This is a genomic window from Inquilinus limosus DSM 16000 (assembly GCF_000423185.1).
In the GTDB taxonomy this organism is placed as follows: domain Bacteria; phylum Pseudomonadota; class Alphaproteobacteria; order DSM-16000; family Inquilinaceae; genus Inquilinus; species Inquilinus limosus.
In genome coordinates this window covers 68,817-84,783 of record NZ_KE383988.1, presented here as the reverse complement: position 1 = coordinate 84,783, position 15,967 = coordinate 68,817, and the positions used below count along the sequence as shown (strand labels likewise).

The following is a 15,967-nucleotide window of genomic DNA, read 5'->3' as shown; positions in this document are numbered from 1 at the left end:
CGGATGCCTATACTGCCGTCATGACCAGCCCTCGCCTCACCATCCGGCCGATGGCCGGGTCGCTCGGCGCCGACATCGACCTCGCCGGCCCGGTCGACGATGGGATCTTCGCCGCGATCCGCCAGGCCCTGGACGATCATCTGGTGATCCATCTGCACGGGCTCGACCTGGCGCCGGAGGAGCTGGTGGCGCTGACCCGCCGCTTCGGGCCGGTCAGCCGCGCGCCCTACATCAGGCACATGGACGAGCACCCGGACGTCGTCGCGGTGAAGAAGACGGCCGACGAGCGCAAGGTCAGCACCTTCGGCAACGCCTGGCATTCGGATTTCAGCTTCCTCGACCAGCCGCCGATGGCGTCGCTGCTCTATGCCTGCCAGGTGCCGAGCCATGGCGGCGACACGCTGTTCGCGAACATGGTCGAAGCCTATGAGGCGCTGTCCGACGGCATGAAGCGGCTGCTCGACGGCCTCGACGCCATGCATGCCGGCAAGCCCTACGGCACCGGCGGCGTACCCGGCACCATCGCCGTCTCACGCTCGATCGGCATCGAGCGCAACCGGCCGGAGGCGGACCGCGAGGTCGCGCATCCCGTGGTGCGGGTCCATCCTGACACCGGCCGCAAGGCGCTGTTCGTCAACCCGATCTACACCATCCGCTTCGCCGGCATGACGGTGGAGGAGAGCAAGCCGCTGCTCGACTTCCTCTACGCCCATGCGATCCGCCCGGAATTCACCTGCCGGCTGCGCTGGAAGGCGGGCGACCTGGCGATCTGGGACAACCGCCGCACCTTGCACTACGCCGTCAACGACTATGACGGCCAGGACCGGCTGCTGTACCGCACCATGGTGCAGGGCGAGCCGCCGGTCCCGGCGGTGCCGCGGGCCTAGCCCAGCGGCTTGTACGCGATCGCTTCTATCTCGACCTTGCAGTCGACCATCATGTCGGCGCGGACGCAGGAGCGCGCCGGCCGGTCGCCGGTGAAATAGCTGTCATAGGTGCGGTTGAAGGCGGCGAAGTCGCGGGTGTCGGCCAGCCAGACCGTGACCTTGATCACGTCCTCCAGCGTGCAGCCGGCCAGCTCCAGCGCCGCCTGGACGTTCTGCATCGTCTGGCGGGTCTGGATCTCGATCCCGCCGGTCACGACCACGCCGTTCTCGTCGAACGGCACCTGGCCCGAGACATAGACGTAGTCGCCGGCCCGCACCGCCTTGGAGAAGGGCAGCTTCTGCCCGCCGGCGCCGGTGACGGTGGTTCCGAAATGTTCGCGCTTGCTCATTCCATCCTCTATTTGACGGCGCCGAGCGCCAGGCCGCGCACCAGATAGCGCTGCAGCCAGGCGAAGACGATGGCGACGGGGATCGTCGCCAGGAACGTCGCGGCCATGACGTGATGCCACTCGATCGTATAGCGGCCGGCGACGAGGGAGAAAATCTTGATCGGCAGGGTGTGCGTCTCCGGCGCGCGCAAGAGGCTCAGCGCCACCGCGAACTCGTTCCAGGCGTTGATGAAGGTGAAGATCGCGGTCACCACCATGGCCGGCGCCGCCAGCGGCAGGAACACGCGGATCACGGTGCGCAGGCGCGACGCGCCCTCCAGCCACGCCGCCTCCTCCAGGTCCAGCGGGATGGTGGCGAAATAGCTCTGCAGCATCCAGACGGCGAAGGCGATGTTGAAGCCGGCATAGACCAGCACCAGCGAATCGACCGACCCGACGAGGCCGAGCCAGGCCACCAGCCGGAACAGCCCGATCACCAGCACGATCGGCGACAGCATCTGGGTGACCAGCAGGAAGTCGCGGTAGAGGCCCTGCCCCGGAAAGCGCCAGCGCGACATGGCATAGGCGGCCGGGATGCTGACGGCGAGCGCCAGCAGCGTCGCCAGGGTGGACGCATAGAGGCTGTTCAGCAGCGCCGTGCCGAAATCGGTCGCCCGCCACATGGTGGCGAAGTTCTCCCAGGCGATGCGGCTGGGCAGCCAGGACGGATCGGCGGACAGCACCTCCGCCGCCGGCTTCAGCGCCGTCGCCACCATCACCGCGAAGGGGAACAGCACCACCAGGATCAGCGGCGACAGCACCAGCCAGCAGAGGATGCTCTTCCTAAGCATTCCGCTCGCCCTTCATCGCCATGCGCAGATAGATCAGGGTGAAGGCCAGCAGGATCGCGAACATCACCAGCGAGATCGACGCCGCCTCTCCCATCTTCCCGAGCTTGAAGGCCAGCTTGTACAGGTAGGTGACCAGGATCTGCGTCGAATCCGACGGCCCGCCCTCGGTCAGCACCCAGATGATCGGGAAGGAGTTGAAGACATAGATGATGTTCAGCACCACCGCCATGTTGATGAAGGGCCGCATCAGCGGCAGCGTCAGGGTGCGGAACTGCTGCCACGGCGAGGCGCCGTCGGTCGCGGCCGCCTCGTAGATGTCGTTCGGGATCGACGACAGCCCGCCGAGGAAGATCGTCACCGTGAACGGGATCGACACCAGGATCCCGATCAGGATCTGCACCGGGAAGGCGGTGGCGGCCGAGGCCAGCCAGACCACCTTCTGGTCGATCAGGCCGAGATCCTGCAGCGTCAGGTTCAGGAGGCCGGATTCGCCGTTCAGCGCCCAGCGCCAGACGATCGCCATCATGGTCAGCGACACCGACCAGGGCAGCATCACGATCACCCGGGCCACGCCGCGGCCGTAGAACTCCGTGTTCAGGATCAGCGCGACGGGCACCGAGACCGCGACCGTGCCGGCCACCACCCCGGCGGTCCAGACCAGCGTCCGCCACAGGCTGTCGATGAACAGCGGGTCGGCCAGGACGTTCTCGAGATTGGCCAGGCCGGTGAAGCCGCGCAGCTGGCCGAAGCGGTTGACCTGGTGCGAGGCGACCGTCAGCAGGTCCCAGACCGGATAGGCGATGATGAAGGCCGCCAGCAGGAAGCTGGGCAGGATCAGCAGGACCGGCGTCATCCCCGGCAGCCGCGCGGCCAGGGGCGCCGACATCGGAACGGCCTGCCTCTCGGTCTCGGACGTCACTGTCTTTCCCTGATCAGTACCTGATCCTCGACGGCACGGCCCTGCCCCCTCACCCTCCCGTCGCCTGCGGCGCCGGGTCCCTCCCTCTCCCCGAGGAGAGGGGAAGAAGAGCGGCTTTCTTCACCTCTCCTTGGGGAGAGGTCAAAATCGCGTCAGCGATTTCGGGTGAGGGGGTGGCTCCGGCCCATCCGGCCAACCGAGACCTACTGCGCCCCCAGCACGGCGTTGGCCTGCTCCGCCGCCGCCTTCAGCGCCTCCTCCGGCTTGGCCTCGCCGAGATAGATCTTCTGCAGCGCCCGGCCGGTGGCGTCGGCGATCTCCTCCCACCCCGCGATGGTCGGGGCGAACTTGGCGTTCGGCAGCATGGCGGTGAAGACCTTGAGGTCCGGGTCGTCGGTGAAGTGCGGCAGCTTGGCCACCGCCTGGTTCTCGGTCAGGAAACCCTCATTGACCGTGAATTTCTCGCGCCACTCGTTCTGGAACAGGAAGTCCAGGAACTTCCAGGCCTCGTCCTTCACCTTCGAGTTCTCGAACAGCACGATCGAGTCGGTGACGGCATAGGTCGCCTGGGTGGTGCCCTTCGGCACCGGGGCCACGCCGTATTTCAGGTTCGGCGCCTCCGTCTTGATCTGGCTGGCCAGGAACGGCGCGGTGAACATCATGCCGATGCGGCCCTGCTTGAACAAGTTCTGCACGTCCTCGCGGTTGTAGGCGGTGACGCCGGGCTGGGTCAGGCCGTCGTCGATCATCTGCTTGTACAGGGTCGCGGCCTTGCCCGCGGCCTCGCTGTCGAGGCCGCTCTTGCCGTCGACGACGATGTCGCCGCCGAAGCTCCACATCGCATAGTAGAAATAGACGTCGGTCTCGATCTCCTTGCCCTGCAGGCCGAAGCCGTAGGTGTCCTTGATGCCGAGGTCCTTGATCTTCTTCGCGTCCTCGACCAGCTCGTCCCAGCTCGCCGGCGGGGCGGAGATGCCCGCCTTCTCGAACAGATCCTTGTTGTAGTACATGGCGCGGGCCGAGGCGGCGATCGGCAGGCCGTAGGTCTTGCCGTCCAGCACGCCCGGCTGGAAGAAGGTCGGGATGAACCGCGCCTTGAAGTCGTCGTTCATGTAGCCGTCGAGCGGCGCGACCACGCCCTGCTGCACGAAATCCACCAGCCAGCGCGTGCCGATGATGGCGAGGTCGGCATTGGCGTTGCCGGAGATGTCGGTGGTCAGCTTCTGCTGCAGCACGTCCCAGGGCACCACCTCGATCTGGATGTCGGTGCCGGGGTTGGCGGCCTCGAAGGCCTTCGCCGCCTCCTCGAAATAGGGCCCGGTCTTGGAACTGTATTCGGCCACCGTCACCCGCACCTCGGCGGCGATGGCGGGGGCGGCGGCCAGCGCCGCCAGGATCGAGGCGCCCGCGCCGAGGAGCACGGACCGGAACGCATGCTGCATGGAGGGCCTCCTGTTTCGGCGGCAGGGCCGCACGAGTTCGCAATTGGGACCGGATCACCGGCGGGCGGCCGCGCCCGGCTTTCCGCCGGAACCGCCCTGGATGTAACTCTCTTACAATCCCCGGGAAGGCGCAATTCGGAAGTGGCGTGCAGGCCTATTTTCTTCCGCTATTCCGCAGCAACGCTGAATCTTCTGACGATTCCCGGCGCCACGCCGATGCTGCAGCGCACACGCGCGACGCCCGCCTTGTAAGTTTCAAACATTGAGCTACCATCGGCCTTCACCCCGTCTTCCTGCCGGAACCACAGCCATGACGCGCTTCGCCGACCAGACCGTTCTCGTCACCGGGGCGCTCGGCGGCATCGGCGGGGCGATCGTCGATCATTTCGCCCGGGCCGGGGCAGCGCTGGTCCTGTCCGACCGCGACGCCGCGGCGCTGGAGGCCCGCGTGGCCGAGCTGGCCGCGTCCGGCATCAAGGCTGCGGCCGCGGCAGCCGATCTGCGCGACCCGGCCGGCACCCGCGCCGCGATCGAGGCCGCGGTCGCCGGCACCGGCCCGGTCGGCATCGTCGTCAACAATGCCGGCGGCGGCGACCGCGGCAGCCTGGCCACGACCACGGCAGAGACCTGGGCCGCGGATGTCGAGCTGAACCTGAACGGCGCCTATCACGTCACCGCCGCGGTGATCGACGGCATGAAGGCGCGGCGGCGCGGCGCCATCGTCAACATCAGCAGCGTCAACGCGCTGCAGGCGCTGGGTCACCCGGCCTACAGCGCCGCCAAGGCCGGTCTGATCAGCTACACCCGCGCCCTGGCGGTGGAGTACGGGCCCTTCGGCATCCGCGCCAACGTCATCTGCCCCGGCACGGTGCGCACGCCGATCTGGCAGGCGCGGGTGGACAAGAAGCCGGAGATCTTCGAGTCCCTGCGCAAATGGTACCCGCTGCAGCGGGTGGCCGAGCCCATGGACATCGCCAAAGCGGTCGCCTTCCTGGCCTCGGACGAGCAGGCCGGCTTCATCACCGGCGCGGTGCTGCCGGTCGATGGCGGCCTGACCGCCGGCAACCGGGTGATGGCGGGCGAGCTGACGCTGGAAGACTTCTGAGGGAGGCCCGACCCATGGCGACGGTGCGGCTGGACGGGGTGGTGAAGCGCTACGGCGACGCGCAGGTGATCCATGCGATCGACCTGGACATCGCCGACGGCGAGTTCGTCGTCCTGGTCGGGCCGTCCGGCTGCGGCAAGTCCACCCTGCTGCGCATGATCGCGGGTCTGGAGACGATCTCGGGCGGCGAGCTGCGGATCGGCGGCACGCGCGCCAACGAGGTCCCGCCGCAGAAGCGGAACATCGCCATGGTGTTCCAGTCCTACGCGCTCTACCCGCATATGACCGCCCGGCAGAACATCGCCTACGGCCCCAGGCTGCGCGGCGAGGCGAAGCCGGAGATCGAGGCCAAGGTCGGCAAGGCCGCAGGGATCCTCAACCTGTTCGACTATCTCGAGCGGCTGCCGCGGCAGCTGTCCGGCGGCCAGCGCCAGCGCGTCGCCATGGGACGGGCGATCGTGCGCGACCCGGCCGTGTTCCTGTTCGACGAGCCGCTGTCGAACCTCGACGCCAAGCTCAGGGTGCAGATGCGCACCGAGATCAAGGCGCTGCACCGGCGCCTCGGCACCACCATCGTCTACGTCACCCACGACCAGATCGAGGCGATGACGCTGGCCGACCGGATCGTGGTGATGAATGGCGGCCGGATCGAGCAGCAGGGCGTGCCGCTGGACCTCTACGACCTGCCGGCCAACACCTTCGTCGCCGGCTTCCTCGGCTCCCCGGCCATGAGCTTCCTGCCCGGCCGCTACCGCCGCGGCGCCGAAGGGCCGGTGGTGGAGGCCGAGGACGGCACCCGCCTGCCCGCCCCCGACCGCGCCGCCGAGGACGACCAGCCGGTGCTGCTGGGCGTCCGGCCGGAGCATTTCACTGTGGCCGAAGGCGTCGGCGGCGTGCCGGTGACCATCGATCTCGTGGAGCCGACCGGCGCCGAGACCCATCTCTACGGCACCCTGGCCGGCATCCGCATCGCCGCGGTGATGCACGGCCGCCGCCCGGTGGCGCCGGGCGACGTGGTGCCGCTCCTCCCCCTCGCCGCCCACGCCCACTTGTTCGACGCGGCCTCCGGCCGCCGCATCTGAAAGAAGGCCCGCCATGCAGGCGTCCGTCCTCGCCCTCGACCCGATCCTCGACGCCCCGATCGACGGCGCCAGCAAGGGGCTGCCGCCCGACCTGAAGCCGATCCCCTTCCGCGCCATCGGCGACCAGGGCTGGAACGCGCTGTCCGGCGACCTGCCCTTCCCGCAGGCGCTGCTGAAGCGCTCGGTGCTGGAGCGCAACGCCCGCTGGATGCGCGACATCCTGGCCGAGACCGGCGTCGCCCTGGCGCCGCACGGCAAGACGACGATGAGCCCGCAGCTGTTCGACCTGCAGCTCGCCAACGGCTCCTGGGGCATCACCGTCGCCACCGCCCAGCAGTTCGAGGTGTGCCGCCGCTTCGGGGTGAAGCGGATCCTGGTCGCCAACCAGCTGGTCGACGCCGCGGCGATGCGCTCTGTCCTCTCGGCCCTCGCCGCCGACCCGGATCTGGAGGCCTTCTGCCTCGTCGATTCCGTCGCCGGGGTGCGCCGGCTGGCCGAGGCCGCCCGGACGACGCCACCGCAGCGCCCGCTGGGCCTGTTGGTCGAGCTCGGCATGGTCGGCCGCCGCACCGGCTGCCGCACGGCCGAGGAGGCTCTGGCGGTGGCCCGGGCCGCGGCGGACGTCCCTGGCCTCGCCCTGCGCGGCGTCGAGGGCTATGAGGGGCTGGTCGTCACCAAGGACGCGGCGGCGGACGAGATCGCCGTCGCCGGCTTCCTCGACCGGCTGGCGGCGCTGGCGGCCGAGATCGACCGCGCCGGCCTGTTCGCGGACGGGCCTGTCCTGCTGAGCGCCGGCGGCTCGGCCTATTACGACATCGTCGCCCGGAAGCTCTCGGCGGTGCGCCTCTCCCGCCCGACCCAGGTGGTGGTGCGCAGCGGCTGCTATCTGACCCATGATTCCGGCGAGTACACCCGGATCTTCGAGCACATCCTCCGCCGCATCCCGGCCGACTGGCGCCGGCATGGCGCCCTGGAGCCCGCGCTGGAGGTCTGGTCGATGGTGCAGTCGCGGCCGGAGCCTAGGCTGGCGCTGCTGACCATGGGCAAGCGCGACGTCTCCTACGACATCGAGCTGCCGATCCCGACCCTGTGGCGCCCCGCCGGCGCCGCGGCCTCGCAGCCGGTGCCGGCCGGCGCCGCGCTGACCGCGATGAACGACCAGCACGCCTATCTGAAGCTGCCCGAGGGCTTCGATCCGCAGGTCGGCGACCTGGTCTGCTGCGGCATCTCCCACCCCTGCACCACCTTCGACAAATGGCAGGTGATGATGGTGGTGGAGGACGACTACCGCGTCTCTGGCGCGATCCGGACGTTCTTCTGATGCGGACGCGCATTGCCCTCGACCATTCCTTCCCTGGCACTCACAGATCTGCCGGGCGCGATCCAATTGCCTCTCCCGCTTGCGGGAGAGGTCGGACCTCCGAAGGAGGTCCGGGTGAGGGCCAGCGGTCTAGCCGAGTTTGCGGAATATGTCGTGAAGCGCATGGTCTCCACCCTGAAGCGTCGCTTCCGGTAGCACGGGCGCTCGGCCCTCACCCGGTCTCGCTGCGCGAGCCCGACCTCTCCCGCAAGCGGGAGAGGCAATTCCTTCGCACGCGCGCGATCGGCCTTTCGGATCGACGCGTAAGTCCGCTCCACCACCCCCGCGAGGCCGTCTGATGGCCTATGTGGTCGACATCGTCTCGCGCCTGCGCCGGATGGAGGCGTCGCTGCGGCCCTCCGAGCAGCGGGTGGCGGAGGCGGTGCTGGCCGATCCCGGCTTCGCCACCCGCGCCAGCATCGCCGAGCTGGCGCGCCGTGCGAAGGTCAGCGAGCCCTCGGTGACCCGCTTCTGCCGGGCGCTGGGCTGCGACAGCGTGCGCGACTTCAAGGTCAAGCTGGCGCAGAACCTGGCCGTCGCCAGCCCCTATCTGGCGCGGCGCGCGTCCGCCGCCATGGGGGCCGGCGCGCCGCCCGACGACGTCGCCCAGCTGGCGGACCGGGTGCTGGACAGCGTGATCGAAGCGGTGACCGTCGTCCGCGACCAGATCGACCCGCAGCCGCTGCGCCAGGCGATCGAGGCGATCGCCAAGGCCCGGCGGCTCGACATCTACGGCGTCGGCGGCGGCTCGCACGCCGTCGGCCACGACGCCTATCTGCGCTTCTTCCGGCTCGACCTGCCGACCGACTTCCACGCCGACACCCAGCTGCAGCGCATGTCGGCCGCGACGCTCGGCCCCGGCGACTGCGTGCTGGCGGTCTGCGCCTCCGGCCGCTTCCGCGACCTGGTGGAGAGCGCCGAGATCGCCCGGCAATACGGCGCCACCGTGATCGCCCTCACCCGCCCGGACACGCCCCTGGCGCACGCCGCCGACATCGTCCTGGCGGCCGCCCCGCCGGAGGATGCCGACATCTTCAAGCCCACCGCCTCTCGCCTCGCCCATATGGCGGTGATCGACGTGATCGCCACCGGCGTGGCCATGCGGCGCGGCCCGGCCGCCCTCGAAAGCCTGCGCCGGGTCAAATACACTCTCAGCCAGATCCCCACCCTCGACGAGCCGGCGCCGCCAGCGCCGCCCCGCGACGTGTCGCCCCGCCCCGCCCGACGGAAGAAGATCCATGCCTGACCGCGCCCCCTACGACCTGCTGCTCCGCAACGGCACCGTGATCGACGGCTCCGGCGCGCCGCGCCGCGAGGCCGACGTCGCCATCCTCGGCGACCGCATCGCCGCCGTGGCCCCGCCCGGCGGCATCGCGCCGGCGCAGGCGCTGGAGACGGTCGACGTCGCCGGCCGGGTGGTCGCGCCCGGCTTCATCGACGTGCACACCCATGACGACCGGGCGGTGATCGACGACCCGGCGATGCTGCCGAAGATCAGCCAGGGCGTGACCACGGTGGTGGTCGGCAATTGCGGCATCAGCCTGTCGCCGCTGACGCTGGACCGCGCCCCGCCGCCGCCGCTGAACCTGCTGGGCGACCGGTCGGCCTACGAGTTCCCGAGCTTCGCCGACTACCGTGCCCGGCTGGACGAGGTGACGCCCGGCGTCAACGTGGCGGCGCTGATCGGCCATTCTTCGCTGCGCGTCGGCACCATGCCGGATGTCGGCCGCAAGGCGAATGCCGGCGAGATCGATGCCATGCGGCGCCTCCTGGCCGACAGCCTGGACCAAGGCGCCATCGGCTTCTCCACCGGCCTCTACTACAAGCCCAACGCCGGGGCCGATGCCGACGAGGTGGTGGCGCTGGCAGAGCTGCTGGCCGACCGCGGCGGCGTCTACGCCACCCATATGCGCGACGAGCACGACAAGGTGCTGGATTCGCTGGAGGAGAGCTTCAGCACCGCCCGCCGCGCCCGGGTGCCGGTGGTGATCTCGCACCACAAATGCGCCGGGCCGCACAATTGGGGCCGCAGCCGCGAGACCCTGCCGGTGATCGAGGCGGCGAGCGAAAACCAGCCGGTCGGGCTCGACGCCTATCCCTACACCGCCGGCTCGACCGTGCTGGACCCGGACCATGTCACCGGCGACATCCGGATCATGGTCGCCTGGTCGAAGGCCAAGCCGGAGATGGCGGGCCGCGACCTGGCCGAGATCGCCGCGGAATGGGGCTGCACGGAGAAGGAGGCGGCGGTTCGGCTGCACCCGGCCGGCGCCATCTACTTCCAGATGGACGAGGCCGATGTCCGCCGCATCCTGTCCTTCCCGCTGACCATGATCGGCTCGGACGGGCTGCCGCATGACAGCCACCCGCATCCGCGGCTCTGGGGCACCTTCCCGCGCGTGCTGGGCCATTACAGCCGCGACCTCGGCCTGTTCCCGCTGGAGACGGCGGTGCACAAGATGACCGGCCTGTCGGCGATGCGCTTCAACCTGCCCGACCGCGGCCTGGTGCGCGAGGGCTGCGCCGCCGACCTGGTGGTGTTCGACCCGCACCACATCGCCGACGCCGCCACCTACGAGTCGCCGAAGACCCCGTCGCGCGGCATCGACTTCGTCCTGGTCAACGGCCGGATGTCCTGGCGCGCCGGCGAGACGGAGGTGGATCGGGCGGGGCGGCTGCTGGTGAGGGCGGGGTAGCCTCTCCGGTTCAGGGCGGCATTGCGCAGGGGCGGCCGATGGAACACCATCAGAAGCCCTTCAGGCGGGTCGGACCGTGGAGATGCGGATGAGCTTCCAGGACAGGCTGGCCAGGGCTCGCGCATTGCTGGAGACGAAGGGGATCAGGCGCGGGGCGCCCCTGCTCCATCGCCTGCTCTGGCGCCTCGGCGTCGCCGTGCCGCCGCCGCTGTTCGCCCCTCCGTTGGTCAATGCGGCGATCATGGGTCTCTCCTTCGCGGTCGGCTACGGCATCCTTACTTGGCTGATGGATGGGGCACCCGGCGGATCGGCGATGCCTGGGCGGATCATCGGATCTCTGCTCGCAGGAACCGCATTCGGCGTCATGATGGCTTGGTTGCTGCGCCGCACCGCGCGCAAGCACGGGCTGCCGTCCTGGGAAGAGGTCTAGCCGGCGCCGCTGCATGCCGGAATCGTACGTCCTCCTCTGCGCTGATCCCCTGTCGCCACGATCTCCGGACCCGGCGTTCGGCGAGGAGGCGGAGATCGCGGATCGGCTCGGGCTGCGCCGGCTGCTGGTCGACCATGACGCGGTCGAACGCTGGCCCGACGCCGGAGCGGCCCTGCAACGCGCCCCGATCGACGGTCCCGGCCTGGCCGTCTATCGCGGCTGGATGATGTCCGCCGAGGCCTATGGGCGGCTGTTCACTGCCTTGTCCAAGTGCGGGGTCCGGCTCCTCAACACGCCCGAGGAGTATGCGGCCTGCCACCATCTGCCAACGGCTCACGCCTTCGTCGGCCGCTGGATGCCGCAGACCACCTGGGTTGACCGGGAACGCATCGGCGACGACGCGGCGCTGTCCAGAGCGCTGGCCTCGTTCGGCAACGCGGCGGCAACAGTCAAGGACTGGGTCAAGTCGCAGGCCGCCGGCTACTGGTCCAAGGCCTGCTTCATCCCGGATGCCGCCGATCGTGCGGCCGTGCGCCGCGTCATCGGGCGTTTCGTAGAGCTGCAGGGCGACAGCCTGACCGGCGGCTTGGTCTTCCGCCGCTATGTCCCCCTCGCCGTCGCGACCGACGGCGCGGCCGAGGAATGGCGCTGCTTCGCTCTGGATGGCCGGATCCTGGGCTGCTGGCCGCGCTTCACGGCCTCGACCACCGCCGAAGCCCCGCCGCCGCAGTTGCTGAAGGCCATCGCCCGCGCGCTGCCGAGCCGTTTCGCCACGGTCGATAACACACGGCGGCTGGATGACGGCTGGCTGCTGGTGGAGACCGGCGACGGCCAGGTCTCAGGCATCCCCGCCGGCGGGGCGGCCGAGACCGTCCTGACCTCGGTCGCCGCGGCCCTGCGCTCCGCCTGACGACACGCGCCGCCCACCGGAACGCAACTTCGTCATGGCGAGCCCCGAAGGGGCGTGGCCATCCAGCGGTGCCGGCCTCTGGATCGCCACGGCGCTTCGCACCTCGCGATGACGGAGAAGAAGGCATTCGCCGGACCCATTCCATCCCGGCCGTCGCCAAGCTGGTCGCCATGCCTTTCGCCATCGGCGCCTTCTCGATGTCCATCTATTCGTTCCAGACGAAGCGAAGCCGGATGGTATCGGCCGGCCTGGATCGTCTCGACGGTGTGAGGGGCGGCGCTCGCGCGGGGTCCTCAGGATTTCAAGGCGTGAATCCACCCCGCCGGAGTCAGGTCCGGATGCAATTGCGGAAAGGATTGCTGCCAAGCCGCCTCCCATGGAAAGGCGCCCCGCTTGTCCGGCCAGACCAGTTGCAGGCAAGGGAAGTCGTCGTTGCCGTAGAACCAGCGGCTCCAGCCGAGATGATCGGCGTAGTGCTGCCTGCCGACGGGCATCAGATAGGCGTCGACATTCGCGAACACTTCCGAGAGCCGCACGCCGACCGGAAAGACCCGGCCTTTCTGGAAATCGCGGTAGAGGTCCCAGAGCACCCGACCCGCGACCTGCTGCGGCAGGGAGAAGACGATGATCTCGGGGTGCCGGAGCGTCAGCCAGAAGCCCGTGGAGTAGGAGAACTCCGAATGCTCGGCGTCGCCGAGCACACCCATGTGATGCCAGCCATGCTCGCGCATGATGGCGACGAATGTCTGCTCCTGCGGATTCAGCGCGTCGGCCGGCGCATCCAGGGCCGTGGTCATGGTCGATGCTGGTCGCGCGGGGGTCGGCAAGTCAACGGGTCGCCCTGGGGAATCACACCGGCTCCACCCCGGCCAGCAGGATGCGCAGGGCGAAGATCACCCACATCGCCAGCAGCAGCAGGATGGCGGCCGCGAAGGCACCGGCGCGGAGTCGCGGACCGCCGGATCCGGCCTCGGCCGCCGCATGGACAACGAGGACGACGACCAGGACCCAGGACATCACGACGAACAGCAGATCGGCCTTTCTCGTCATCATCGCCAGGATGACGAGGACGAAGAACAGCAGCGACAGCTGCAGCTGGCTTTGAAGGCGGTCCGGGATCCCGGTGCCGCGCGCCGGCTGGGCGGAGGCGGCCCCCTGCAAGGCGCGATGGCGCGATCGCAGCGTCCGGATCGCGAGCAGGAAGATCAGCGCGACGTGGACGAAGAGGGGCAGCAGGATGGCTTGCGTGGACATGGCCCGACCTCCCTGGCGACGGGCCGGGCGGCTTCGGCTGGACCTGCGTCATCACGGCGAAGCCGAGGGCAGCCAGCATGGGGAAGCCCCGGAAGGCCCGTTCAGCGACTTCTCCAGACAACACCGCGCCTGGCCGCCATGGATCCGCATCGGCACCGCAGCCAGGGAGAGCGAGCCGCCGCCCGCCTCACCGCCCCGTCCGGAACAGCACCGGCCAGTCGTCCGGCGCCACGCCGCGGCACTCGTCCATCCTAGCCAGCCGGGCCAAGCGCAGAGCCTCGCCGTCCCAGGCCCAGTCGGCGACCTCGCCGCAATCGCCCACGCCCCTGCTCTCGTAGAAGCCGTTGAGCGTCATGCCGTCATCCGACAGCGACGGGTTGACCAGCAGGGCTGAGTCGGACCCGTCCAGGTCCCCGGCAATGGCGAAGGACACCGGCTTCGGCGCGCCCGCGCCGGTGATCCAGAACCGGTAATCCTGGTTGTAGGCGCCGGCATCGTCGCACAGGCCCCAGAGGACCGCCGTATCCGAGAGCCTGAGCACGACATCCTCGGCATCCTTGCAGCTCTCGTCGCGCGACCGCTCGAGTCCCTGCGGCAGCGGCGGCAACGGGTCGGACAGCGCGGCCATCTTCCTGGCCTCGAGCTTTGGCGGGTCCGGCACCGGCGGGATCGACGAGGCGGGCGCATCCCCCTTCCGCACCAGCGCCGTGACCGTGCCGACGCGTTTCTGCTGGTCGTCCATGAACAGCAGTGCCGCCGTCGCGCCCGCGAGAGAGACCGTGGCGCTCTTCACCGTCTTCGATCCCGCCCGCAGGCCGACCGTCAGGGTCCTGGCGGAGCGCAGCGCTGCCAGGAGCTGCGCCGCCGCCGCATCCGGGAGCGCGGCGGTGGCATAGTCGCCATCCCAGGTCACCGGCAGCGGCGCGCTCCCTTGCCCGTCCACGGCCAGCGTCAGGGCCGCGCCCGACACCGGATCATCGGCCAGGAGGGTGACGGCGACGCGCGGCCCCTCCTCCGCCGCCCCGGTCCGGGACACCGACAGATAGGCGACGTCGGCGCCGTCCTCGGCCGTCAGCCCCAGCGCGGTGCAGCCCCGCAGGTTGTCGCAGCCGATCACCCAGTCCTTGAACTGCTTGAGCGGCCCGGCGGACGGGGCCGCGGCCGTCTTGGCCGGCGTCGGCGCGGGTGCGGGTGCCGGCGCGGCCGCCCCTTCCGGCCCGGGCTGGATCGTGACCACCTGGACCCGGACCGACTTGCAGGCATTGTCGGCGCAGATCCCGGAGATCCACACCTCGCCGTCGCCGACCCTGAGGCCCTGATCGTTGACGCCGAGATCCTCGTAGGTCTCGTTCAGCACCGCCGCCGTGATGGCCGGCGTCATGACCTGGTCGTAGCGGGCCGCGAAATCCTTCGGCGTCCGGATCGCGACCTTGCGGCCGCCGATGGTGACGTCGATCGGGTAGGAGACCAGCGCCGCGACATCGGCGGCGGCATGCGCCCGGACCGCCTTCTGCAGGGCCTCGAACACCTGCCGGTACGGCGCGGGGTCGCCCAGCAGCTCCGTGATCGCCTGGTCCGTCGTCTTCTCCTGCCCCGCCGCCGGATGGCAGACGGCGACAAGCAATGGGAAGACGATCGCCGATACTGGTAAGATGCGCGGCATCATTCCGGAAATCCTCCCCCAGGGACGTCCGGACTAGGAAAACATGTCTTTGGCTGGAGGGCCAGACCGTTCTTTCGTCAGAACTGCGTCATCACCGCGAAGCCGACGGCGACGAGGGCCAGGAATCCCCAGAAAGCCCAGTTCAGATACTTCTCCAGATAGTAGCGCACCTGGTCGCCATAGATCCGCATCAGCACCGCGATCAGGAAGAACCGCAGGCCGCGCGAGGCCAGCGAGGACAGGATGAATGGCACGATCGGGAACTGGGCCACGCCGCTGGTGATGGTCACCAGCTTGTAGGGGATCGGCGTCACCCCCTTGGCCAGGATGATCCAGCTGCCCCATTCGGCGTATTTCTGCTGGAACTCCTGGAACCCGGCCTGCAGGCCGTAGACGTTGATCAGCCAGGAGCCGACGGTCTCGAACAGGAAGTAGCCGATGGCGTAGCCGACCAGGCCGCCCAGCACCGAGGCCACGGTGCACAGCCCCGCCAGCCACCAGGCCCGCCGCGGATTGGCGAGCATCATCGGGATCAGCACGACGTCGGGCGGGATCGGGAAGAAGGAGCTTTCGGCGAAGGACACGCCGGCCAGCGTCCACTGCGCCCGCGGCCCGTGCGCCGCCCGGATCAGCCGGTCGTATTGCCGCCGCAGAAAGCCCGGCTGTTCGACCCCGGCCTGAACGCCCCCGTCCTGCACCACGCGTTGATCCTCTGCCCGGTCGCTCCTGCGATGGTCATAGACGGCGGGCGGTCCGGTGTCACGGCCGGGATTGGGCGTAGCCCCGGGACCGGCCCTTACTCAAAATGTCATGCCCGGGCGTGACCCACAGGTGTCCGGTCAAGGGTTTCCGAGGTGGGAAAGAGGAGTAAGGCCCTTTTTATTGTCATCGCCGGGCTTGACCCGGCGATCCAGGGGCCGCCCAGAGTGGCATCGACATTCCAATTCCACCAATGACGGAGTTTCGATCCACGCCCCCGTGACAGGGGCAACCCCGTCAA

At 69.5% G+C, this 15,967-nt stretch carries 16 protein-coding genes; 8 read left to right on the top strand and 8 right to left on the bottom strand.

Annotation, left to right across the window (positions count from 1 at the left end):
• Window positions 1–20: 20 nt before the first annotated feature.
• On the top strand, window positions 21–887 hold the full coding sequence (locus tag G537_RS0134545) for a TauD/TfdA dioxygenase family protein (protein ID WP_026873922.1): 867 nt from the start codon (window positions 21–23) through the stop codon (window positions 885–887).
• Here G537_RS0134545 and G537_RS0134540 read toward each other — a convergent pair.
• From G537_RS0134540 to G537_RS0134525, 4 genes are all read right to left on the bottom strand, one after another.
• A complete protein-coding gene (locus G537_RS0134540) occupies window positions 884–1,276 on the bottom strand; it encodes a RidA family protein (protein ID WP_026873921.1) in 393 nt (130 codons plus the stop codon). The genes G537_RS0134545 and G537_RS0134540 overlap by 4 nt on opposite strands.
• 8 nt (window positions 1,277–1,284) lie before the next feature.
• Window positions 1,285–2,106, bottom strand: a complete 822-nt coding sequence (locus G537_RS0134535; RefSeq protein WP_026873920.1) for a carbohydrate ABC transporter permease — start codon at window positions 2,104–2,106, stop codon at window positions 1,285–1,287.
• Window positions 2,099–2,992: a carbohydrate ABC transporter permease gene (locus G537_RS0134530; protein ID WP_081689245.1), complete on the bottom strand. Its 894-nt coding sequence runs from the start codon at window positions 2,990–2,992 to the stop codon at window positions 2,099–2,101. The genes G537_RS0134535 and G537_RS0134530 overlap by 8 nt, the downstream gene beginning before the upstream one ends.
• A gap of 236 nt (window positions 2,993–3,228) precedes the next feature.
• Window positions 3,229–4,467 carry an ABC transporter substrate-binding protein gene (locus tag G537_RS0134525; RefSeq protein WP_026873918.1) on the bottom strand — a complete coding sequence of 413 codons (1,239 nt, stop codon included), beginning with the start codon at window positions 4,465–4,467 and terminating at the stop codon, window positions 3,229–3,231.
• Between the two features lie 310 nt (window positions 4,468–4,777).
• Between G537_RS0134525 and G537_RS0134520 the strand changes: the two genes are divergently transcribed.
• From G537_RS0134520 to G537_RS42635, 7 genes are all read left to right on the top strand, one after another.
• On the top strand, window positions 4,778–5,572 hold the full coding sequence (locus tag G537_RS0134520; protein ID WP_026873917.1) for an SDR family oxidoreductase: 795 nt from the start codon (window positions 4,778–4,780) through the stop codon (window positions 5,570–5,572).
• 14 nt (window positions 5,573–5,586) lie between these two features.
• The gene (locus tag G537_RS0134515) at window positions 5,587–6,654 is read left to right on the top strand and encodes an ABC transporter ATP-binding protein (RefSeq protein WP_026873916.1); all 1,068 of its coding nucleotides are present in this window, start codon (window positions 5,587–5,589) and stop codon (window positions 6,652–6,654) included.
• A 13-nt stretch (window positions 6,655–6,667) separates the two neighbouring features.
• A complete protein-coding gene (locus tag G537_RS0134510) occupies window positions 6,668–7,975 on the top strand; it encodes an amino acid deaminase (protein ID WP_051249493.1) in 1,308 nt (435 codons plus the stop codon).
• A 337-nt stretch (window positions 7,976–8,312) separates the two neighbouring features.
• Window positions 8,313–9,260 (top strand): SIS domain-containing protein, encoded by a 948-nt coding sequence (locus G537_RS41560; protein ID WP_051249492.1) that lies wholly within the window; start codon window positions 8,313–8,315, stop codon window positions 9,258–9,260.
• Window positions 9,253–10,710, top strand: a complete 1,458-nt coding sequence (locus tag G537_RS0134500; RefSeq protein ID WP_026873914.1) for an N-acyl-D-amino-acid deacylase family protein — start codon at window positions 9,253–9,255, stop codon at window positions 10,708–10,710. The genes G537_RS41560 and G537_RS0134500 overlap by 8 nt, the downstream gene beginning before the upstream one ends.
• Window positions 10,711–10,798: 88 nt before the next feature.
• Window positions 10,799–11,140, top strand: a complete 342-nt coding sequence (locus G537_RS41555; RefSeq protein WP_051249491.1) for a DUF6404 family protein — start codon at window positions 10,799–10,801, stop codon at window positions 11,138–11,140.
• Window positions 11,141–11,153: 13 nt separating this feature from the next.
• Window positions 11,154–12,050 carry an ATP-grasp domain-containing protein gene (locus tag G537_RS42635; protein WP_051249490.1) on the top strand — a complete coding sequence of 299 codons (897 nt, stop codon included), beginning with the start codon at window positions 11,154–11,156 and terminating at the stop codon, window positions 12,048–12,050.
• A 293-nt stretch (window positions 12,051–12,343) separates the two neighbouring features.
• Here the strand turns inward: G537_RS42635 and G537_RS0134485 are convergent, their stop codons facing one another.
• The 4 genes from G537_RS0134485 to G537_RS0134470 all read right to left on the bottom strand — a co-directional run bounded on the left by G537_RS0134485 (window position 12,344) and on the right by G537_RS0134470 (window position 15,668).
• The gene (locus G537_RS0134485) at window positions 12,344–12,847 is read right to left on the bottom strand and encodes a DUF4262 domain-containing protein (protein WP_026873913.1); all 504 of its coding nucleotides are present in this window, start codon (window positions 12,845–12,847) and stop codon (window positions 12,344–12,346) included.
• A gap of 52 nt (window positions 12,848–12,899) precedes the next feature.
• The gene (locus G537_RS0134480; RefSeq protein ID WP_026873912.1) at window positions 12,900–13,304 is read right to left on the bottom strand and encodes an MAPEG family protein; all 405 of its coding nucleotides are present in this window, start codon (window positions 13,302–13,304) and stop codon (window positions 12,900–12,902) included.
• 187 nt (window positions 13,305–13,491) lie between these two features.
• On the bottom strand, window positions 13,492–14,970 hold the full coding sequence (locus G537_RS0134475) for a DUF1176 domain-containing protein (RefSeq protein WP_081689244.1): 1,479 nt from the start codon (window positions 14,968–14,970) through the stop codon (window positions 13,492–13,494).
• A 74-nt stretch (window positions 14,971–15,044) separates the two neighbouring features.
• A complete protein-coding gene (locus tag G537_RS0134470) occupies window positions 15,045–15,668 on the bottom strand; it encodes a YqaA family protein (protein WP_245579203.1) in 624 nt (207 codons plus the stop codon).
• Window positions 15,669–15,967: the final 299 nt, after the last annotated feature.

Excerpts from the sequence above, each read along its gene's own strand:
- G537_RS42635 (WP_051249490.1), top strand. The coding sequence starts at position 11,154 with ATGCCGGAATCGTACGTCCTCCTCTGCGCTGATCCCCTGTCGCCACGA.
- G537_RS0134540 (WP_026873921.1), bottom strand. The coding sequence starts at position 1,276 with ATGAGCAAGCGCGAACATTTCGGAACCACCGTCACCGGCGCCGGCGGG.
- G537_RS0134485 (WP_026873913.1), bottom strand. The coding sequence starts at position 12,847 with ATGACCACGGCCCTGGATGCGCCGGCCGACGCGCTGAATCCGCAGGAG.
- G537_RS41555 (WP_051249491.1), top strand. The coding sequence starts at position 10,799 with ATGAGCTTCCAGGACAGGCTGGCCAGGGCTCGCGCATTGCTGGAGACG.
- G537_RS0134510 (WP_051249493.1), top strand. The coding sequence starts at position 6,668 with ATGCAGGCGTCCGTCCTCGCCCTCGACCCGATCCTCGACGCCCCGATC.
- G537_RS0134480 (WP_026873912.1), bottom strand. The coding sequence starts at position 13,304 with ATGTCCACGCAAGCCATCCTGCTGCCCCTCTTCGTCCACGTCGCGCTG.
- G537_RS0134535 (WP_026873920.1), bottom strand. The coding sequence starts at position 2,106 with ATGCTTAGGAAGAGCATCCTCTGCTGGCTGGTGCTGTCGCCGCTGATC.
- G537_RS0134525 (WP_026873918.1), bottom strand. The coding sequence starts at position 4,467 with ATGCAGCATGCGTTCCGGTCCGTGCTCCTCGGCGCGGGCGCCTCGATC.
- G537_RS41560 (WP_051249492.1), top strand. The coding sequence starts at position 8,313 with ATGGCCTATGTGGTCGACATCGTCTCGCGCCTGCGCCGGATGGAGGCG.
- G537_RS0134515 (WP_026873916.1), top strand. The coding sequence starts at position 5,587 with ATGGCGACGGTGCGGCTGGACGGGGTGGTGAAGCGCTACGGCGACGCG.
- G537_RS0134530 (WP_081689245.1), bottom strand. The coding sequence starts at position 2,992 with ATGTCGGCGCCCCTGGCCGCGCGGCTGCCGGGGATGACGCCGGTCCTG.
- G537_RS0134500 (WP_026873914.1), top strand. The coding sequence starts at position 9,253 with ATGCCTGACCGCGCCCCCTACGACCTGCTGCTCCGCAACGGCACCGTG.
- G537_RS0134545 (WP_026873922.1), top strand. The coding sequence starts at position 21 with ATGACCAGCCCTCGCCTCACCATCCGGCCGATGGCCGGGTCGCTCGGC.
- G537_RS0134520 (WP_026873917.1), top strand. The coding sequence starts at position 4,778 with ATGACGCGCTTCGCCGACCAGACCGTTCTCGTCACCGGGGCGCTCGGC.
- G537_RS0134475 (WP_081689244.1), bottom strand. The coding sequence starts at position 14,970 with ATGATGCCGCGCATCTTACCAGTATCGGCGATCGTCTTCCCATTGCTT.